Below are 18,691 nucleotides of genomic sequence, written 5' to 3' on the forward strand. Positions count from 1 at the left end.
TATAAAAAGAGGCTCTATGAGTACCGGCACCCGGCGAGAGGTATCCATGCACAGAACCGTTATCCAGACCCTTACCCTGCTCACGCTGCTGATTGTCAGCAGCCTGGCCATCGCCACCGAGCAGTTGAAGAAAAGCCCGAACGACAACAATCAGTACCGACTGCTGGAGCTGAACAACGGGCTCCAGGCCATTCTGGTGTCGGACCCGGATGCCGACAAAGCCGCGGCATCCATGAACGTCGCCGTGGGCAGCGGCAATGACACGCGCGGTCGCGAAGGCATGGCTCATTTCCTCGAGCACATGCTGTTCCTGGGAACGGAAAAATACCCGGAAGCCGGTGAGTACCAGCAATTCATAAAGAGCCACGGCGGCAGCCACAATGCCTTCACCGCGTTTCAGGACACCAACTACTTCTTCGACGTGGAAGCCAGGTTCCTGGAACCGGCGCTGGACCGGTTCGCCCAGCAGTTTTCCGCGCCCCTGTTCACGGCGGACCTGGTGGACCGGGAACGTAACGCCGTGCATTCGGAGTACACCTCCAAGTTAAAGGAGGACGGCCGGCGTTTTTACTCGGTCAAGAAAGCGACCAGCAATCCCGAGCACGCCTTCAGCCAGTTTGCCGTGGGCAACCTGAGCACACTCGAAAACACGGAAGAGAACCCGCTCCGGCCCGATCTCATTCAGTTCTGGAAAGACCACTACTCAGCCAATGTGATGACCCTGGCGGTATACGGCCCCCAGCCCCTGGACGAACTGGAACGGATGGTTCACCCCCGGTTCTCCGCCATTGAAAACCGCCAGTTGACGGTCATGGAACATCCGGCGCCTCTCTACCCGGAAAGCCAGTTGCCGGCCAAGGTGACCGCTGATGCCATTAAGGATGTGCGCACGCTGAACCTGTCCTTTCCCATTCCGTCGCAAGACGACAATTACCGCACCAAGCCCGCCAGCTACGTGGCCAACCTGCTCGGGCACGAGGGCCCGGGCAGCCTGTTTGACGTGCTCAAACGCGCGGGTCTGGTGGAAAGCCTGTCAGCGGGCCTCGGCATGGACACCGGCAGCAACGCCACGCTCGAGATCAACATGGCGCTCACGCCAAAGGGGCTGAAGTACCACGAGGACATTCTGCCGCTGGTGTTTGATTACATCGACACGATTCGCGACGCGGGCATCACCGAGCAGTATTTCCAGGAAATGCAGCAGGTTGCGCGTATGGATTTCCGTTTCCGCGAGCAGCGAGACCCCGTGCAGGAAGCCATGTCCCTGGCCAGTCAGCTTCGCCATTATCCCTATGAGGATGTACTGAGCGCCCCGTGGCTCATAGAGCGTTATGCGCCTGAACAGTACAAGGCCATTCTGGATGAACTCACCCCTGACAACGTCATGGTGTTTGTGCTCGCTCCGGACCCGGTACTGGCAGCACCCCGCGAAACCCGGTGGTATAACACCCCGTGGCAGCTGACCGAACTGAGCACTGAGGAACTGACGGCGGACGCGCCGGAAGTGCTGGCGTCACAACTGCGGATGCCAGCCGCCAATCCGTTCATCGCTGAAAACCTCGACATGATTACCGGCGACACCATGCCGGAGCCCGTTCTTCTGGGCAGCCAGGACGGCCTCGACATCTGGTACGCCCGGGACACTCGTTTCGGAACGCCCAAGGCCAATGTTTACCTCAGTCTCCGCACTCCGGCGGCCAGAGCTTCTGCCCGCAGCAGTGTCCTGACCACGTTGCTGGTGGACGCCGTAAACACCAACCTGAATGCCTGGGCCTATTCGGCACGCCTGGCCGGACTGGACTACAGCGTTTATCCGCACCTTCGAGGCGTGACCGTGCGCGTAGGCGGATACAGCGACAAACTGCATTCCCTGTTGTTCCGGATACTAACCCAACTATCTGATCCAACACTCACCGAGCAGCGGTTCGAGATCGCCCGTCAAAACCTGGTGGACAGCCTGGAAAACAAGGCCAAAAATCGCCCCGTGGAACAAACTTCAGAGTTTATCCAGACCGCTTTGCTTGAAGGCGTGTGGAGTACCGAGGACAAACTGATCGCTGCGCAGCAGGTGTCTCTCGATGAGCTGAACTCCTTCTCTCAGGCCCTGTTCTCCCAGGTGGATCCGGTCATGCTGGCCCACGGCAACCTGACCCGGTCCTCGGCCCTGAACCTGGCGGCGCAAGTCCGGGCTTTGATTCTCGACGACAACGCCATTACCGAGGTTGAACGCAGCCGGGTTCGACAACTCCCTGCCAACGAAACCGAAGTGTCCATTTCAGTGAACCATCCGGATACCGGCTATACCCTGTACATGCAGGGTTCGGACACCAGTTATGAGGAGCGGGCCCGGTTCCGGCTGCTGGCCCAAATTATCAGCAGCCCATTCTACGAGACGATCCGTACCCAGCAGCAGCTTGGCTACATCGTCTACGCCACACCGTTTGAAATGCTGGAAACGCCGGCCCTGGGATTTGTGGTTCAGTCGCCCACAGCCAGCAATCAGCAAATCGACGAGGCGATTCGGGAGTTCTCGGCGGCATTCGAAGATCGGCTGAACAGCCTGGACGACGCCAGCCTCACTCGAGAGAAACAGGCGGTGATCAGCAAACTCCTGGAGCGGGACCGGCAGCTGGGAGATATCTCCAGCCGTTACTGGCAGGAAATTGATCGAAGTAACGACCAGTTCGATTCAAGGGAACAACTCGCCGATGCCGTTCGGAAGGTGAGCAGAGAGGAGCTGCTTGAAACTTACCGACACGCTGTTCTGGAGCGCGACCACAGCCTTCGTGTCGTGACGGGGAAAGAGCAGGCAAATGCCGACAGCGAACTGGTTCGACTGATGAGCCTGCCTCCGGTTACAGCTCAACCGGGGGCAGGCGCGTAAAACGTTCCCAGTCCTCCGGTTCGTCCACATCCCAACGGGGCTCCAGCAACTGCACGCGGAGCCCCAGTTTTTTCAAACGGGAACAGGTTTGCTCCAGCACGCTCTCAGTGCCCCACTCCACACCCGCCAGCATGCCCGGCAACACACGCCTCGCACCGATCAGAACATAGCCACCGTCTTCGGAAGGCCCGAGCACCACATCGGCCTCTGAAAGATGCTGAACGGCTTCGCGGATGTACTGGGGATCAACCGACGGACAATCGCTGCCTACGATGATCGCCCGACCGTGCTCTTCCAGAGAGGATGCGAGCGCATTCAGCATCCGGTCGCCCAGATTCGCGCCCTGCTGGGTTTTCTGCGCCAGATTGGTCGCTTCAAGGTTACGCAGGATGATGTCAGCCTCTTCACTGGCCTCATCGGGTTCCCTATCCCACCAGAACTGCACCGGGTAGCCGGTGGTGTAGAGGTTATCCAGCACGGCCAGTGTCAGACGGATATGGGCATCCAGCGCTCCTGCCACTCCCAGGGCCGGCATCAGCCGGGTTTTAACCCGTCCCTGCTTGGGCCACTTTGCGAATTGCATCAGGACGGTGGAATGACGATCAACCAGTACGGACATCGGAACGATACTCTCTGGCCAGGGATTCCGGCGACTCACCACGCCAATAGCGCCAGCGCAACCGCCACATCAGAAAAATAGTACGCCAGGGGCCGTGCTTCTCCCAGCGCCGGCTGTCAGTCACCACAGGGGACTCAACACAAAACGGGCGCGACACCAGGCACAGGCGCCTGGCCAGTTCGATGTCTTCCATCAAGGGCTGTTCACGGAACCCGTACAGTGCCTCGAACACATCCCGGCGAACAAACATCGCCTGATCGCCAGTGCAAATACCGGTAAGCCGGGACCGCTGGTTCATAAGCCAGGCAATTATCCGAAACAAAGGTCTCTGGCCGCTCAAGCGCACATCGAATCGACCCCAGGCATTGCCAGTCTCAGCAAAGGCCTCCAGCCGGGTCATGGCATCGTCCGGCAAACGGGTATCGGCGTGCAGAAACAACAGAACGTTGCCACGGGCCGCGTCTGCGCCCGCATTCATCTGTACCGCCCGTCCCTTGCCTGACTGCACAACCCGATCGCAAAGAGGCCGCGCCAGTGAGGCCGTGCCGTCGTCACTACCGGCATCAACCACGATCACTTCGTGGCCGGCACGGCGAACAGAACCAAGAGCGGTTAGCGTTTCAGTGATCGCGGCGGCTTCCCGCCAGACGGGGATAATAATGCTGAGAGATAGAGGATCGGACAAAACTCACTCCGCAAATCCATGGGACGGGGTAACACCTTGAGCCATCAGTCTCAGACCGCTATCATACCGCCGTTCCTCGCAATATGCCCCCGTAGCTCATCTGGATAGAGCGTCCCCCTCCTAAGGGGAAGGTAACAGGTTCGAGTCCTGTCGGGGGTACCACCCCTCCTTCAATTACCCAAATCGTTGCGGGCTGAATGCCTCCAGAGGCAAGGCAGTCTTTTCTCCATTAATCAACTGTGCAGTGAGCTGCGCTGATGCGGCAGAGAGCGTCCAGCCAAACGTACCGTGTCCCGTATTGATAAACACGTTCGGCTCACCGGCAACACCGATGATCGGAGGGCCATCCGGGGTCATTGGGCGAAAACCTGTCCAGGGCTCGGCGGCTTTCAGGTCGGCAGCGCCGGGGAAGCGCAAATCAATAGATTTACGAAGGGTCTCCAGCCGACGCTCGGGAATCTGTCGATTGTAGCCTGCCAGTTCAACAAAACCGGTTACTCTCATGCGGTTGCCCAAACGGGTAGCAACAACCTTGTACTGGTCATCGATAACCGTCGAGCGCGGGGCCCGTTCGGGGTCGGTCAATGGTGCGGTGAGCGAATAGCCTTTGACCGGATAGCTGGGTACGCGTATGCCAAAATGCCCGGCCAGTTCATTGGAAGCGGTCCCCGCACAGAGGACAAAGGCGTCCGCAGCCAAAGGCTCTGGGGTCGCACCGGCTTTGTCGTTCAGGTTCAGCGCGCACAGCCGGCCCCGCTCTCGAACAACGCCGGTCACTTCGGTTCCGTAAAGAAAGCGAACCCCCTCGGCCTCGCAAACTTTCGCAATGCTCTGGGTGAATCGATGGCAATCGCCGGTACCGTCCTCAGTCAAACGCAGAGCACCTTTCAGCGCTCCACTCCGAGCCATTCCGGGCTCTAATGCATAGGTTTGTTCTGCATCAAGCAGTTGGTAGCCTATGCCCATCTCATCCAGCAAAGCGGCCTTGGCCTTCAAGGCTGTCAGGCTATCCTCATTGCTCGCCAGTTCGATCAAGCCCGCGCGGTCCCCATCGAACTCGAGTTCCAAAGTATCCTCCAGGGCCTCAAAACACTCACGACTGTACACCCCAAGCCTGAGCATCGCCTTTTTATTCTCGTCGAACAGGCCGGGGGTCGTAGCATAACGCCAGGTCGCAAACAGAAACCGCAGTGTTGTCAGAGATGGCGGTTGGCGCATTTTTAGCGGGCCATCCCGCTGCATCAGCCAGGGCAGCGCCTTCTGCATCATGGCCGGTGAAGCCCAAGGATACACCGCACCATAGCTTCGCTGTCCGGCGTTCGCCCGGCTGGTTTCCAATCCCGCCTGGCCCAGGCGCTCAATGACAGTGACTGTGTGACCACGCTGGCTCAGAGCTTGGGCCGTCGTGGTCCCCACAACGCCTGCGCCAATGACCGCTATGTGCATCGCATTTACTCCCACACTGGTGAATTGGCTGTCGCTCCGATTCCTCGAACCGAAACCTTAGATCCGATGAAGCACGCCTTCAGAACATCGAAGCATCGTCATCAAGAGTCACCACCCACGCTCTGCCATACCTGGATAGCGGCGGCGAGATCTTCCAGTGAAGCGCCGACGGATTTGAACACAGTGATCGCCTCGTCACTACTGCGCCCAGGGCGCTCACCCTTTAGAAGTTGAGCCAGGTCGGACCGAATATCGGAAAAATCAAAGGCGCCTTCGTCTGCAGCCTGGAGAAGATCCCCTGCCTCACCTTTGGCGCCTGCGTACGTATCGACAAAGACTTCGCTCCGGCGAAAACAGGCCGCGTCCGTTTCTCGCATCGTCGGTTTGAACGCTCCAACCAGGTCAAGGTGACTGCCAGCCTTAAGCCAGGAACCCTTGATCAGCGGTGCCGTTGAGAGTGTGGCGCAACTGATGATGTCCGCCGTGGAGGCAGCGGTTTGAAGATCTGTCACAATCTCGGTGTCGTACCGGTCTGCGTACTCTTCTGCCAGGGCTTTCGCTTTATCAGGATTACGCCCCCATATACGAACCTGGGTGATCGGCCGAACCGCAGCGTGTGCTTCAATCAGCATGGGCCCAAGCTTTCCCGTGCCGACCATCAGCAAGCTGGAGGCATCTTTCCGGGCCAGTTCCCGACTGGCCAGTGCCGAGGCCGCCGCTGTGCGGCGCCGGGTCAGTTCGCTGCCATCCATACACGCCAACGGTCGGCCATGCTTACCTTCACTCAGGAAATAGACACCCGAAATAGCAGGCAAACCATGGGCAGAATTCTGCGGGAACACATTCACCATCTTCATGCCGATGTAGCCTCGCTCTTGCCAGGCTGGCATCAGTAACATGGTGGCCTCTCCGTCCTCGCGATGCATGCTGTGATGATGGCGCGGGGGGGCTTCCACTCCCTCTCGAAAAGCTTGCCCGATGCCATCAATCAGTTCGCGCCAAGATAGCGCTTCGGCAATCTGTTCGGCGTTAATAAAGCGCATGTTACGCCCCCGGCAATGCGGCAATTACCATGATCTCAACTTTCCATTCGGGCTTGGCCAGTTTGGATTCCACACAGGCGCGTACGGGCGGAAGACAATCTGCGACCCAGGCATCCCAGGCAAGGTTCATCTCGGCAAACTCGGCCATGTCAGTAACCCAGATAGTGGCCGACAAAAGGTGCTGCTTATCCGTACCAGCCTTGGCCAGCAACTGTTCAATGCCCTGCAAGATTTGTTCAGTTTGGCCACGCATATCGGCGCTGGCATCCGAAGCAACCTGGCCAGCCAGGTAAACGGTATTGCCATGAACAATGGCCTGGCTCATACGATGGTTGCTGTCGATGTAACGATCGGTCATAAAATACTCTCTGTTGCCTGATAAATAAGAAGGTAAGGACTATCGATCTAGCCCCATCGGAAGCCCTGCAAGAAGGCGGCTAAATTGTCACTGAGGCTGTCGGTCGGGTATCCACCTTCCTGAACGATCACCTTCGGACCTTTCACCTGCGCCAGACGCTGCCCAATGCGGAAAAAGTCTTCGGTTTCCAGGGCCATCCCAGCCAGCGGATCGTCCTTGTGCGCATCGAGCCCGAGCGCGATGACAGTGGCCTGGGGTTTGAATTCGGCATGAGCAGACAGCAGTCGTGACAGTGCCTGCAGGAACGCAATGCCATCGGCACCCAGCGGCAGCGGCACATTGCAGTTGTAGCCTTTGCCGTCACCAGCCCCGACCTCTTCCGCTGCTCCCCAGTAAAACGGGTAAAAATCGGCAGGATCGACATGCACAGAACCGGTCCACACGTCAGCTCTTTCCCAGAAGATATCCTGAGTCCCATTGCCATGGTGCAGGTCGACATCGACGATGGCGACGCGTTCGTAGCCTTCCCGCAAGACGGTTGCAGCCAGCGCTGAATTATTCAGAAAACAGAACCCCCCACCCCGCTCTGGCCCGGCATGGTGGCCCGGCGGGCGACACAGAGCATAACTGACCGGTTCGCCGTCAAGCACAGCCTGCGCGGCTGCCTGTGCCGTCGTGGCACTGGCGAGAATGCCTGTGTGGCTGCCTTCGTCCATCGGACAGGCCATGTCGTGCATGTGCCAGCCGGCCTGGCCAATGATATGCCGAGGATAGAAGGTCGCGTGGCCACAGGGATGCACGTTGGGGGCAACGACCTCGGCGGCGGCTGGCAAAGCCCGCCAGCGCTCAACAACGCTCTCCAGAAAGTCGAGATAGCGGGCGGTGTGTATGCGCTTGAGTCTGTCCATCAACCGGGGGTCACTGGTCAGCGGTGGTAACAGGTTCAGACTGGCACCCGAAGCTTCAACGGCTTTTTTCAGAAGATCGGCGCGCAACGGCTGTTCGGGTGAAGGCGCCGGTTGCCCGCGCAGAAAAAAATGTTTGGGCGCGTGCAGGCCCTGCGCTTCATGATAAAAACATTTCAAAACTCACCGCCTATTTGTTGTTCTCAAGGTGTTTTTGCAGGAAGTTTCGCGTTCGTTCCTGATCCGGGTTACTGAACAGTTTGTCCGGTGCGCTCTCTTCAACCACGACACCGCCATCCATGAACAGGGCCCAGTCCGAAACATCCCGCGCGAAACTCATCTCATGAGTAACGATCAGCATGGTCATATGCTCATCCGCGAGGCTGCGCATGACCTGGTTTACTTCTTCGACGAGCTCGGGGTCGAGCGCTGAGGTGGCTTCGTCAAACAGCATTACCTTGGGTTTCATCGCCAGCGCCCGCGCGATGGCAACACGCTGTTTCTGGCCACCCGACAACCAGTTCGGAAACACATCGGCTTTTTCGGCAAGGCCCACCCGTTCCAACTGTTCCATGCCCAGTTCCCGGGCCGCTTTCTTATCCATGCCCTTGAGCTTGCGGGGGGCCAGGGTGACGTTATCGATGGTCGACATGTGTGGAAACAGATTGAAATGCTGAAACACCATGCCCATGTTCTGGCGGATGTGGTTGATGTGCCGCTCAAACGCCATGCCTTTCATGTCAGGGCGGTTAACCTGCACCCCATCGAGCAGGATAACCCCGTCGTCGATCACCTCCAGATTGTTGACCGAGCGCAACAGGGTACTTTTGCCTGAGCCCGAAGGGCCAATGATGGAAATAATCTTGCCCCGGTCTACCGTCAGGTTGATGCCTTTTAACACCTCAAGGTTTCCGAAGCGTTTATGGACATTACGCACCTCAACCATGGGCGTAGCGGTCTGTTGTTCTGTGCTCATTTACAGCTCCAGCTTTATTGGCTTCTTGTTAAGTCAACTCAGTGGCGATACGAGGTTTGTCGTTCCAGCCATGCCTGCCCCAGTTCCATCACGATATTGATCACGTAATACATGGCAGCGATCACAATAAAAAATTCGAAGGGCCTGAACGACACACTGATGGCGTATTGCGATGCGTACACCAGTTCGGCCACACCGATCGCTGACAGCACAGAGGTATCTTTGACCATCAGAATCATGTTGTTACCCAATTGCGGAATCGAACGGATAAACGCCTGTGGAACGATGATGTAAAGGATGGTTCGCCAGTGCCCGAAGCCCAGGGATCGTGAAGCTTCATACTGACCGCCCGATACGGACTTGATGGTCGTAATGAAAATATCGGCGTTGTACGCCATGTAGTGAAAGCCCAGCCCCAGGATACCCACCACGACAGCCGGTATCAGAATCCACTCGCCTAAACCGAAGTAAAGGAAGTAGAGCTGCAGCAACAGGGGGGTGGTCATGAACAGCCAGATGAAAAAGCGCAACGGCGCGCTCACAACCTTGTTGGTATAAATGGATATAACAGCGACCACCAGTCCGCCCAGAACGGACATCAGTGCCACGGCAAGGGCCACCAGCGCGGCAACCCCAACACCCTTGAGGAGCGTGGGGAAGTACGTAATAACTGCCGAAAAATCGAACTCCATCGCTATGCCTCCTACTGGGTGGTGTACCGGGTGGCCCGGCGGTAGGCCAACTCGATGATGCCCATCACCGCGTAGATGATGACGATGTACATAAGGGCACTGAGAGTGAAGATTTCCAGCGGCTTGTAAGTGGAGCCGATCAGACGCTGGGCCTGATAGGTCAGTTCGACCACTGAGATAATGGAAACCAGAGAGGAGTTCTTGATCAGAACGATGGCCAGGACCCCGACGGAACGGATCATCAGGCTGGCGGCCTGCGGCAGGACGATGTAGAACATGGTTTGCGCACGGCCAAATCCCAGGGATCGGGCTGCTTCGGTTTGTCCGTTGTCGACGGACTCAATGGATCCCCGAATCGCTTCACTCATGTAGGCGCCAATATTGAACGCGCCAACAACGACGCCACAGGTGACGGGGTCCAACCGCAAGCCAATACTCGGACCGCCGTAAAACACCAGGAGCAACTGCACGAAATACGGTGTCCCCCGTACGATGCTTACGTATCCACGGGCAAACCAGCGAATGGGCGCAAACCGCAAGGTCTGTAAAAACACCAGCCCGCAGGCAACAAAGAACCCGAAGAAAATCGCGCGGGAAGAAATATCAATCGTAACCCAGGCCGCCCTGATCAACAGGGGGGTAACCTCGACCATTAAATCAAAGTCCATGGTCATCCCTTGTTCTGTTGTTATTCAAATCTTTTATCTGAAGGCAACCCGGCCAGGAAAGGGCCGGGTTGTGACTCACGGTCCAGTCCTTACTCGATGTTGGCACCTTCGCCGATCCACTTATCGACAATCGCCTGATAAGTGCCATCCGCCTTGATTTCTGCCAAAGCCTTATTCAAGGCTTCCATCAGTTCTGGCTTGTTCTTCTGAATGGAAATGGCTGCAGGCCAGCGTGGCAGGTCACCCACGTCGACCATCTTGATGGCTGGTGCATTTTTCTGCATTGCCACCAGCACCGGAACGTCGTCCGCAATCATTACATCGATGCGGCCCGTGGTAAGGGCATTCATCATATCCGGCAGGCCCTGGAAGGTCTGGTTCGTCCATTCGCCTTCACCATTTTCAACGGCCCACTGATTACCGGTTTCCCCGAGCGTGGAGCCAACGCGCTTGCCAGAAAAGTCGTCGATGCTGCTGATGTCGTCGGTGCCCTCCTGCACCCAAACCGAAAGGCCTGAGCTGTAGTAGGAATCCGTGAAGGCCACCGCCTTCTTCCGTTCCTCTGTCACGCTCATGCTGCAGATACAGGCATCAAACCTTCCACCCGCAAGAGCCGCGATAATTCCATTCCACGGAGAGGACTGTACGTTGACTTCCACGCCCATTTTCTCGGCCAGGGCTTCGGCAATATCAACGTCGAAACCGACCAGTTCACCCTGGGTGTTCACGAAGCTGAACGGAGGATAGGCGCCAGAGTTGGCCACCTGAAATACGCTTTCCCGAATCTCAGGCAGGTCACGCGCCTGAGTGGGCATGGCCACCATCAGGGTTGCGCCGATGGCTACGGCTGCGGTCGCCATAGTTTTGGAGAACTTTTTGATGTGTAACTTCATATCCCTATTCCTTATTAGACGTTTATCAAAACATGCATAGTTCCATGCACTTAACTACTTCACACTGCTTAATGACCATTTCTGTTGGGCCCGAATCGATCGCAGTTATCCATCCGGATTCGTTATTGTTATTTGTGATGGTTTGTAACTTGATCACCTCCCGCCAATCATTCCCCGTGTTGTTCCTCACCACTTTCAATTGCAAAGATCAGTGCTGCTTCAGTCTTTGCCTGCAAGTCTGCATCGCTGATGTCTGCCAGCTTTTCCCGCACAACCAGACCCCGGTTGGTAACGTCGATGACAGCCAACTCTGAAATAATTCGGCTGACACAGGCTTTGGCTGTGAGGGGCAAACGGCAGGTTTCCAGTATTTTCGGGCGACCGTGTTTGTCGGTATGGGTGGTGAGCACGACGATGCGCTTTGTTTTTTGTGCCAGTTCCATGGCTCCACCGATACCCGGAGAGAACCTGCCCGGAATTTTCCAGTTGGCGAGATTGCCGTGTGCATCGACTTCAAAGGCTCCAATCATCGTCAGGTCCACCCGAGCCCGACGAATCATCGCGAAGGACACGGCACTGTCGAACAAACTCGCACCCTCGCGTAACGAGACGTAGGCGCCAGACGCGTCAATAAGGAAAGGGTCCATCGACTCCGGTTCGGCCTGCTTCCAGGCACCGAGAATGCCGTTCTCCGAATGGATCTGGACATCAAAGTCATCCGGCAGGTAATGCATGACTTTGGTCGGCAACCCTATGCCCAGATTCACAATGCTGCCGGGGGTAATCTCGAGCACCGCCCTGCGCAAAATGCGCTCAACGTCGGACATGATGCTCCAGTATTCCGTAGTCTGAGGTGAGTGATTCCAGTTGCACGACACTGTCGACAAAGGCTCCCGGTGTGTGAACCTGCTCCGGGCTGAACCGCCCAGGGGCCCCCAGATCCGGTGTTTCAACAATCACGTGGTCCGCCGCCATAGCCATGAGCGGACTGAAGTTAATGGCAGAGCCCTGATAAACCAGGTTGCCCAGCCAGTCGGCCTGAGCCGCATGAATAAGTGCAAAATCGGCTCGAAGCGCCATCTCAACTTTGTAGGTTTTTCCCTGCCAATCGAGCAGATCGTCAGGGCGGGTGATCTCGGAGTGGATACCAATATCGGTCAAAAAACCAAAGCTGCCGGCCCCGGCGGTGCGGATCTTTTCCGCGAGAATACCCTGGGGGTGAAACGCCACCTCTATCTCACCCTGGTTGAACCGATCGATCACGTTTTTATTCAGGCCAATGTGCGTGGTGATCAGCTTTCGAACCTGGCCATTCTCGATCAGTCGGCTCACGCCATGACTGGCCTCGTTGGCATCGTTCTTGATGAGCGTCAGGTTGGTTTGCCCCTGGCGCAGTAATTCATTGATCAGGCTGAATGGTGTGCCCGGATTGCCGAAACCACCCACCATGATGACCGCACCCGAGGGGATCGAAGCGATGGCGCTTTCGAGGGTGCGGTTCTTCTTCATGACCAGGCCACCTGCTCTTTTGCGATCTGTTCGAAGTCCGCCAGGCTGAGGTCGAACAGAGCAATAATGGCGTCGATATCGTCGGTGGTAACCGTCAATGGCGGTGTGATCAGAACATGATCCCCCGCCAGGCCGTCCAGGCAACGTCGCGGATAGATCAGCAAGCCCCGCTCCTTTGCTAACGCTGTAATCCGTTCGAAGGCGTTGAATTCGGGAGGAAAACTTTGCCTGGTCAGCTTGTCTTGCACCAGCTCCACACCCTGTAACAGGCCAATACCCCGCACATTGCCTACGCAGCTGTATTTCTCGGCCAGCTGCTTGAGTCGCTGGCGTAAATAGAAGCCTTGTTCAGCGGCGTTGCTGACCAGATTCTCCGAGTCCATCACCTCAATCACCGCAAGGCCGGTGGCGCAGGCAAGCGGGTTTCCGGCATAGGTATGGCCATGCATAAAGCCGCCGCCGCGGCCCACGGCATCCACCAGTTCCTGACGCGCCATCATGGCAGCAATGGGGTAATAGCCGGAGCCAAGCCCCTTTGCCAGTGCAAGAATGTCCGGTGCTACGCCATAGTGCTGGTAAGCAAACCAGGCACCGGTACGCCCCATACCGCTGAGCACTTCATCCATGATCAGCAGGCAACCATACCGGTCACACAGGGCGCGCAACCCTTCCATGTAACTTCGGGTGAACATACGGCCACCGGTGCTGGCACCGCCGACAGGCTCAACAACAATAGCGGCGACAGTTTCCGGGCCAGCGGCCTCAATGGCACGCTCAGTCTGTTCGAGCACCACGGCAATATGCTCTTCAACGTTGGCCTCACGAAAACGATACAAGTCTGGCGAGGGCACCTTGACTGAGCCTATGGTGGCCGAACGGTAGGGTGCTTCCAGCGGTTCATACCCGGTCAACCCCAGTGCGCCCAGCGTGCTGCCGTGATACGACGGGCGCAACGACACGAACTTGCTACGCTCAGGCTGACCTTCAACAAGGAAATACTGGACCGCCAGTTTGATGGCGCTCTCGACAGCTTCCGAACCACTGCCCACAAAAAACACTTTCTGAAGATCAGCGTCCGTCCTTTCAACCAGCTTATTCGCCAGATCCAGCGCAACCTGGCTTTCAAACTGGGTTCGGTAGGTGAACGCAACCTTGTCGAGTTGCTCGACCATGGCGCGTTTTACGGTGGGATGATTGTGGCCAATATTGCAGGTGATGGCTCCGGAGCAGCCATCAATATAACGACGTCCGTCAGTATCCCAGAGGTAGATACCGTCGGCGTGGCTGACCAGGGGCATGTCTTTAGTGGTCAGGTAGAACAACGCATTGCTGCTGGGCATCGAATCGCCGATCCTTCTGCAAAAAACGATGTTTTTTTGTTCAAATCCAAAGCCATAGGATCAGTTCTATAAACTAATTGCAATGCATGATATTTTTGCATTACTTGATGATTTCTACTCATATATTAACTAAAACAAGACGCCCGCAAGGCTTGCCATCATGAGCGACATCAACCTGACCTCCCTGAAATCGTTACTGATTTTCAAAAGGCTGTACGAAACGGGCAACGCGACACAAACAGCAAAAGATCTGGGGATCACCCAGTCCGGTGTCAGCCGATCACTCGCCCAGCTAGAAGAAAACATTGGCTTTGCGCTGTTCATGCGGCATAAGAAACGGTTGATTGTTCTGCCCGAGGCCGATGAGCTTTATGGGGAAATCCTGGGGTTAGTGAGCAATCTCGAAAACATGAATCACAGCATCGTGGCGTTGAGGGAATTCGGTGCCTCGCGCATACGTATCGCCTGTGCCCCCAGCCTCGGTTTTGACTACGTTCCCAAAACCATTGCACGCATTCTGAGCGATAATCCGAAGTACAGTGTGTACCTGGACATCATGCCCAGCCCGGAAATTGTGCGCGCCGTTGAAGCCGGCAACTTTGACGTCGGATTCGTCACTCTGCCAGTGACCACCGAAGCGTTGGTCGTCGATGAATTCATCTCAACCGAAGCGGTTTGCCTGATACCCAGAAACCACAGCCTGGCGAGGGCCAGTGTGGTGACCACCGACGACCTCAAAGGCCAGCATCTGGTTATCCCGAACCAGCCCAACCTGGCTGCCGACCAGCTACTGGTGCACCTGTCAGAAAGAAACATACACATTGCCGGCAAGACCGAGGCCAACATCTCGGCCATATGCTCACTGGTTGCAAACGGTGTCGGTATCACGCTGATCAATCCCATCACCGCCTACGATCATCAGGCCATGCATGCCGGGCTCCTGATGAAACCGTTCAAGCCAGCCATCCATTTCCGCTTCGCTCTGGTGTACAAACAGAAGTGGGCGAACAACCGGTTAATCAGCCTGCTCAAGGAAATGCTGCCGGATTTGCCGGATCACCGTGTGGCCGAAAGACATAACCGAGGCTGCGACATAACCTGAATTATTTAGGCAACTTTACTTTTCTGGCAAATCCAAGCCCAGCTAAGCCAAGCCCTAAAATTGTTAAATAGCCAGGCTCAGGGACTGCAACGAAATCAGCTTTATAATCCTTGCCTATCGCTAATAAATGAGCCCGGAAGCTGTTAATATCCAAGTGTGTACTACCGCCGCCCCAGCGCTGAACTTCCGTCAAGTTGACCGAGGCTAGCCAGCTAGTAACAAAATCTCTTCCTGCGAGTATTTTCGTTCTTCGCGTAGCCATCCAATGATCGAAACCACTCCCCAGTCCATCGCCAGTATCGATAAATATAAAATCTGAATGTTTGTCAAATAATCTGGGATTGGCAAGTGTCACAGGATCCCAATTACCTGTGCTAAAAACCGCATGCATATTGGTATTGTTTGAATTACCAATCCACGGCTCACCTGCTTCAGTTAAATACACCGGGCTTCCAACGGCTGACCCCGCGAAGAAAAACAATAAACAGGGTATCTTTTTCATAATCAATATCTCTGTAGCATGGTATTAATAGACCCAACCAATAGATTTGGCCTCCAAATCCTGCCCGTAATGTTGATTGGCCAGCGGATGAGAAATGTCATTGGGCGCAGCCGTCACTGGCACACGTAAGGCCGACAAAGCCAAGACAAAGCCAAGACAAAGCCGGCCCGGAACGGTCCTGTTGTGCCCATACCTTGCCCCTGGTCAGTTACCCATGCGGTCAGCAAAGTGCTGTCCGCGCCTATAACGAACATTCGCAGGTCAAGGACGGGCGAACACCCCCCAATTGGGTGGGACTTTGAGATAACTGAAACCTGAGAAGGGATTACCGGAACAGAGCGAAAAGAACTTGCATCAATTGCCGTTGATTGGTGACACCGAAATGCCGGAAAAGATTTTTGACATGAGATCGAACAGTCTCATGGTTTACCTGGATTGTGTCTGACACCTCCCTGACGGATTTCCCCAGCATCAAATGGTACGCAACCAGCGTTGCCACGGGTGGCAACCCCATTGAACGAAGGCTCGCCTGAACCGCTTCTTGCTGATAGCACCCGTGAATCGAAATTAGGACAACCGGGCCTGTCGTTGGCAACAAACCTGCTGCTTCTCCCCCGAGAACCGACAAAGAGACCCTCAACTCATCGAATGCTCCATCCGAGAAATGGTATTCGAATCGACTTGGATCAATCTCTCCATGCCTCGAGAAATGGCGCAATTGTTGACTGAGCCACGTTCTTGCCGGCGCGCACTGAAATACCACCCTCCCATCCTTAACCTTCAGGATGTGTTCACGCCGGACCAGATGCTCGAATCGATCGTTAGCGTAGACGAGTCGGGCGGAAGCGTCGACAAGACCAAGTGCCGATTCACAGCTATCAAGAAGGTTACCGGAAAGCTCCAGGGAAAACTGAAGCATTGACAAATCCGATGATGTATTGATCGCTGATCTCAACAGAGGGAATAGTTCCTGCATTCGCGACAGTCGCTTGGCATCAAACTCGCCAGCATTCAGAGGCAACAATGCACTCAGCATTCCGAAGCCCTCTTTACGGCTTTCGAAGAAACCGCCGGCACAATGGAACATCTTGATCGGTTTAAGAAACTCATCGTAGAACCGGGTATCTACCAGGCGGCGGTTGGGGTAAAGATCACCGCTTTTATACACAGCGTGAGTTTTCCGCTGCTTCAATGCGTCTATCCAGACATCGCCCTGAGGAAACTTTGTCTGGTAGGACTTCATTACACTGGAGGGAAGGCTACTGGCCTCATAGAAAGAAATTGACGCCTGATGACTACCACTCATCACTACCAGGTTCACATTGTCGACCGAGAGGTAACGTTCCATCGCCGCCAAAGCCTCCGGCCAGCGCTCGGGATGCCACGCGGCCTCATTGATCAGTGCAGAAAGGCGGTCTATCTCGTTAGTCTTATTGGCCATTAGACACGGTACAATGTATTTTCAGTTTTCTAATCAATGAATTCTGTGAATGACAGTCTGTCTTGATAAACGCAACTTTCAGATAACTTCTCGCGGTATTCTGGGTGATACCCATCATTTCCGCGGCTTGCCGGACGGTCATACCGGAGGCCAAGCAATGCGCAAACCTGGATTCAGCCATGGTCAAGCCCCATAAATGTCGGCATTGACCATTACACCCCTCACCCGACGAGGAAAATTCGTGCCGCTCCACTGTTATGAGCTGGATGAGGAAGTGCTCCGCTCCTCCATTGAACGTGAACTCTCGCCGGCTGTTTGCCCGGTAAATCGACGCAACAACGGTGCCTTGGTTGGAGTGGATAACCTTCCGCACAGGGAGGTGATCCTGAGCCGAATGACGGACCACCTGAACGAAGGCCGCTCTAAGGCACGGGTTGATCCAGACCAGGTGCCCATGTTCAAGAGCCAGTAGACCCCGGTAGTATTCGTTGACCCGGCGCCCCAATTCACGGAAAACCTTCCCGGTGCAATCAAATTCCACCAGCGTAATCTGATTATCGATTGTGAGGCGCTCCATCACACGGGCCACTTTCCTTAGCGCAGCAATCTCCCCCCTCCTGGGCTGCCCTTCCACCGCTGCCATCCTTCGCACATAGCTCTCAATCATGGTCAGCTCCCTTGCTACCTGGTTTCGCCACTCATGTTTTACCTCCAGGGGTGGCTCTCAAATGGGCCGAAACCATCTGCTTTCTTCGTACCTCCAGATCCGTCATGCGAGCTTGAGCGGAATATCTCCGCACAGCCCAAGAACTCTGCATAAAGAGTGTCGGGGGCTCGCTGGCAAGCGAACTGAGCGTATCAGCAGAAACCGGCAACTAGCCGGTTAGTGTAGTAGGTAATTCCGGTATGGACAGAAGCGATACACGTCGTCCATGATCCGGCTCCCGAAATATCCGTTTTGGTAGCGAAAGCGGACAATTGTTTGAATAGATTGGCCAGTCAGGCCGAATGCCGGCGAGCAGCGCCTGCCTGAAACTGACCAATTCCTTGACTGTCCGACAAAACCACGCCACCCATTAACAACTGAGGCAAGATTCCATGATCTGGACTGTATATCTTTCTGGCGAAATCCATACTGACTGGCGCGAGCAAATCCAGGCCGGCGCATACGAAGCGGGTTTGCCGGTGGAATTTACCGCTCCCGTCACCGACCACGACGCCAGCGACGCAGCCGGCGACCTGCTGGGTAAGCCGGAAAACCAGTTCTGGCGTGATCACCAATCGTCCAAGGTGAACGGCATTCGCACCAAGACGATGCTTGAACAGTGCGATCTGGCCGTGATTCGTTTTGGCGACAAGTACAAGCAGTGGAACGCGGCATTCGATGCGGGTTACTGTGCGGCTCTGGGCACCCCGTACATTACCCTGCACGGCGACGACATTGTGCATCCGCTGAAGGAAGTGGACGCGGCGGCGATGGCCTGGGCTCAGACTCCCGAGCAGGTTGTGGAGATTCTGAAGTATGTGACCACCGCCAAATAAGCAGCCCCCCTCCGTTAGTGCTGGGGCATCTGCCAGATGCCCCGGTGTGGAGAAAACCTGCAGGCAAGCTCAGACCGCCCATACGA

The 18,691-nt window shown here is 55.9% G+C and carries 19 protein-coding genes and 1 tRNA gene; 5 read left to right on the forward strand and 15 right to left on the reverse strand.

What is annotated here, in order from left to right; all coding sequences use genetic code 11:
• The first annotated feature begins 16 nt into the window (after positions 1-16).
• Positions 17-2,884, forward strand: coding sequence for an insulinase family protein (locus K8I84_RS05650; RefSeq protein ID WP_223793767.1), 2,868 nt, complete (start codon positions 17-19; stop codon positions 2,882-2,884).
• Here K8I84_RS05650 and K8I84_RS05655 read toward each other — a convergent pair.
• Positions 2,856-3,503, reverse strand: a complete 648-nt coding sequence (locus K8I84_RS05655) for a TIGR04282 family arsenosugar biosynthesis glycosyltransferase (protein ID WP_223793768.1) — start codon at positions 3,501-3,503, stop codon at positions 2,856-2,858. The genes K8I84_RS05650 and K8I84_RS05655 overlap by 29 nt on opposite strands.
• A complete protein-coding gene (locus K8I84_RS05660) occupies positions 3,487-4,188 on the reverse strand; it encodes a TIGR04283 family arsenosugar biosynthesis glycosyltransferase (protein WP_223793769.1) in 702 nt (233 codons plus the stop codon). The genes K8I84_RS05655 and K8I84_RS05660 overlap by 17 nt, the downstream gene beginning before the upstream one ends.
• Positions 4,189-4,273: 85 nt before the next feature.
• Here K8I84_RS05660 and K8I84_RS05665 point away from each other — a divergent pair.
• Positions 4,274-4,350, forward strand: a tRNA-Arg gene (locus K8I84_RS05665).
• Positions 4,351-4,362: 12 nt separating this feature from the next.
• On the opposite strand, the gene K8I84_RS05670 is transcribed toward K8I84_RS05665, so the two are convergent.
• From K8I84_RS05670 to K8I84_RS05720, 11 genes are all read right to left on the reverse strand, one after another.
• Complete coding sequence (locus K8I84_RS05670; RefSeq protein WP_223793770.1) at positions 4,363-5,634, reverse strand: D-amino acid dehydrogenase; 1,272 nt, start codon at positions 5,632-5,634, stop codon at positions 4,363-4,365.
• Between the two features lie 101 nt (positions 5,635-5,735).
• A complete protein-coding gene (locus K8I84_RS05675) occupies positions 5,736-6,677 on the reverse strand; it encodes an ornithine cyclodeaminase family protein (RefSeq protein WP_223793771.1) in 942 nt (313 codons plus the stop codon).
• Between the two features lies 1 nt (position 6,678).
• Positions 6,679-7,035: a RidA family protein gene (locus K8I84_RS05680; protein WP_223793772.1), complete on the reverse strand. Its 357-nt coding sequence runs from the start codon at positions 7,033-7,035 to the stop codon at positions 6,679-6,681.
• Positions 7,036-7,082: 47 nt separating this feature from the next.
• Positions 7,083-8,120 (reverse strand): histone deacetylase family protein, encoded by a 1,038-nt coding sequence (locus K8I84_RS05685; RefSeq protein ID WP_223793773.1) that lies wholly within the window; start codon positions 8,118-8,120, stop codon positions 7,083-7,085.
• A gap of 10 nt (positions 8,121-8,130) precedes the next feature.
• Entirely contained in the window at positions 8,131-8,916 is a 786-nt protein-coding gene (locus tag K8I84_RS05690; RefSeq protein WP_317848203.1) for an amino acid ABC transporter ATP-binding protein, read from the reverse strand.
• A 38-nt stretch (positions 8,917-8,954) separates the two neighbouring features.
• A complete protein-coding gene (locus K8I84_RS05695; RefSeq protein ID WP_223793774.1) occupies positions 8,955-9,608 on the reverse strand; it encodes an amino acid ABC transporter permease in 654 nt (217 codons plus the stop codon).
• 11 nt (positions 9,609-9,619) lie between these two features.
• Positions 9,620-10,276 carry an amino acid ABC transporter permease gene (locus tag K8I84_RS05700; RefSeq protein WP_223793775.1) on the reverse strand — a complete coding sequence of 219 codons (657 nt, stop codon included), beginning with the start codon at positions 10,274-10,276 and terminating at the stop codon, positions 9,620-9,622.
• Positions 10,277-10,365: 89 nt separating this feature from the next.
• Entirely contained in the window at positions 10,366-11,169 is an 804-nt protein-coding gene (locus K8I84_RS05705; protein ID WP_223793776.1) for a transporter substrate-binding domain-containing protein, read from the reverse strand.
• Positions 11,170-11,336: 167 nt separating this feature from the next.
• The gene (locus K8I84_RS05710) at positions 11,337-11,996 is read right to left on the reverse strand and encodes a 3-oxoacid CoA-transferase subunit B (protein WP_223793777.1); all 660 of its coding nucleotides are present in this window, start codon (positions 11,994-11,996) and stop codon (positions 11,337-11,339) included.
• Positions 11,983-12,678 (reverse strand): CoA transferase subunit A, encoded by a 696-nt coding sequence (locus tag K8I84_RS05715; protein WP_223793778.1) that lies wholly within the window; start codon positions 12,676-12,678, stop codon positions 11,983-11,985. The genes K8I84_RS05710 and K8I84_RS05715 overlap by 14 nt, the downstream gene beginning before the upstream one ends.
• Positions 12,675-14,018, reverse strand: coding sequence for an aspartate aminotransferase family protein (locus tag K8I84_RS05720; RefSeq protein ID WP_223793779.1), 1,344 nt, complete (start codon positions 14,016-14,018; stop codon positions 12,675-12,677). The genes K8I84_RS05715 and K8I84_RS05720 overlap by 4 nt, the downstream gene beginning before the upstream one ends.
• A 160-nt stretch (positions 14,019-14,178) precedes the next feature.
• Between K8I84_RS05720 and K8I84_RS05725 the strand changes: the two genes are divergently transcribed.
• Positions 14,179-15,120 (forward strand): LysR family transcriptional regulator, encoded by a 942-nt coding sequence (locus tag K8I84_RS05725; RefSeq protein WP_223793780.1) that lies wholly within the window; start codon positions 14,179-14,181, stop codon positions 15,118-15,120.
• Position 15,121: 1 nt separating this feature from the next.
• Here K8I84_RS05725 and K8I84_RS05730 read toward each other — a convergent pair whose 3' ends face one another.
• The gene (locus K8I84_RS05730; protein ID WP_223793781.1) at positions 15,122-15,622 is read right to left on the reverse strand and encodes a PEP-CTERM sorting domain-containing protein; all 501 of its coding nucleotides are present in this window, start codon (positions 15,620-15,622) and stop codon (positions 15,122-15,124) included.
• A gap of 325 nt (positions 15,623-15,947) precedes the next feature.
• Positions 15,948-16,970 carry a helix-turn-helix transcriptional regulator gene (locus tag K8I84_RS05735; RefSeq protein ID WP_223793782.1) on the reverse strand — a complete coding sequence of 341 codons (1,023 nt, stop codon included), beginning with the start codon at positions 16,968-16,970 and terminating at the stop codon, positions 15,948-15,950.
• A gap of 334 nt (positions 16,971-17,304) precedes the next feature.
• Between K8I84_RS05735 and K8I84_RS05740 the strand changes: the two genes are divergently transcribed.
• Together K8I84_RS05740 and K8I84_RS05745 are read left to right on the forward strand one after the other, a co-directional pair.
• Positions 17,305-17,535: a hypothetical protein gene (locus K8I84_RS05740; RefSeq protein WP_223793783.1), complete on the forward strand. Its 231-nt coding sequence runs from the start codon at positions 17,305-17,307 to the stop codon at positions 17,533-17,535.
• A gap of 626 nt (positions 17,536-18,161) precedes the next feature.
• Positions 18,162-18,605 carry a YtoQ family protein gene (locus tag K8I84_RS05745; RefSeq protein ID WP_223793784.1) on the forward strand — a complete coding sequence of 148 codons (444 nt, stop codon included), beginning with the start codon at positions 18,162-18,164 and terminating at the stop codon, positions 18,603-18,605.
• The last annotated feature ends 86 nt before the right edge of the window (positions 18,606-18,691 follow it).

It is taken from the genome of Marinobacter sp. F4216 (genome assembly GCF_019931195.1).
In the GTDB taxonomy this organism is placed as follows: domain Bacteria; phylum Pseudomonadota; class Gammaproteobacteria; order Pseudomonadales; family Oleiphilaceae; genus Marinobacter; species Marinobacter suaedae.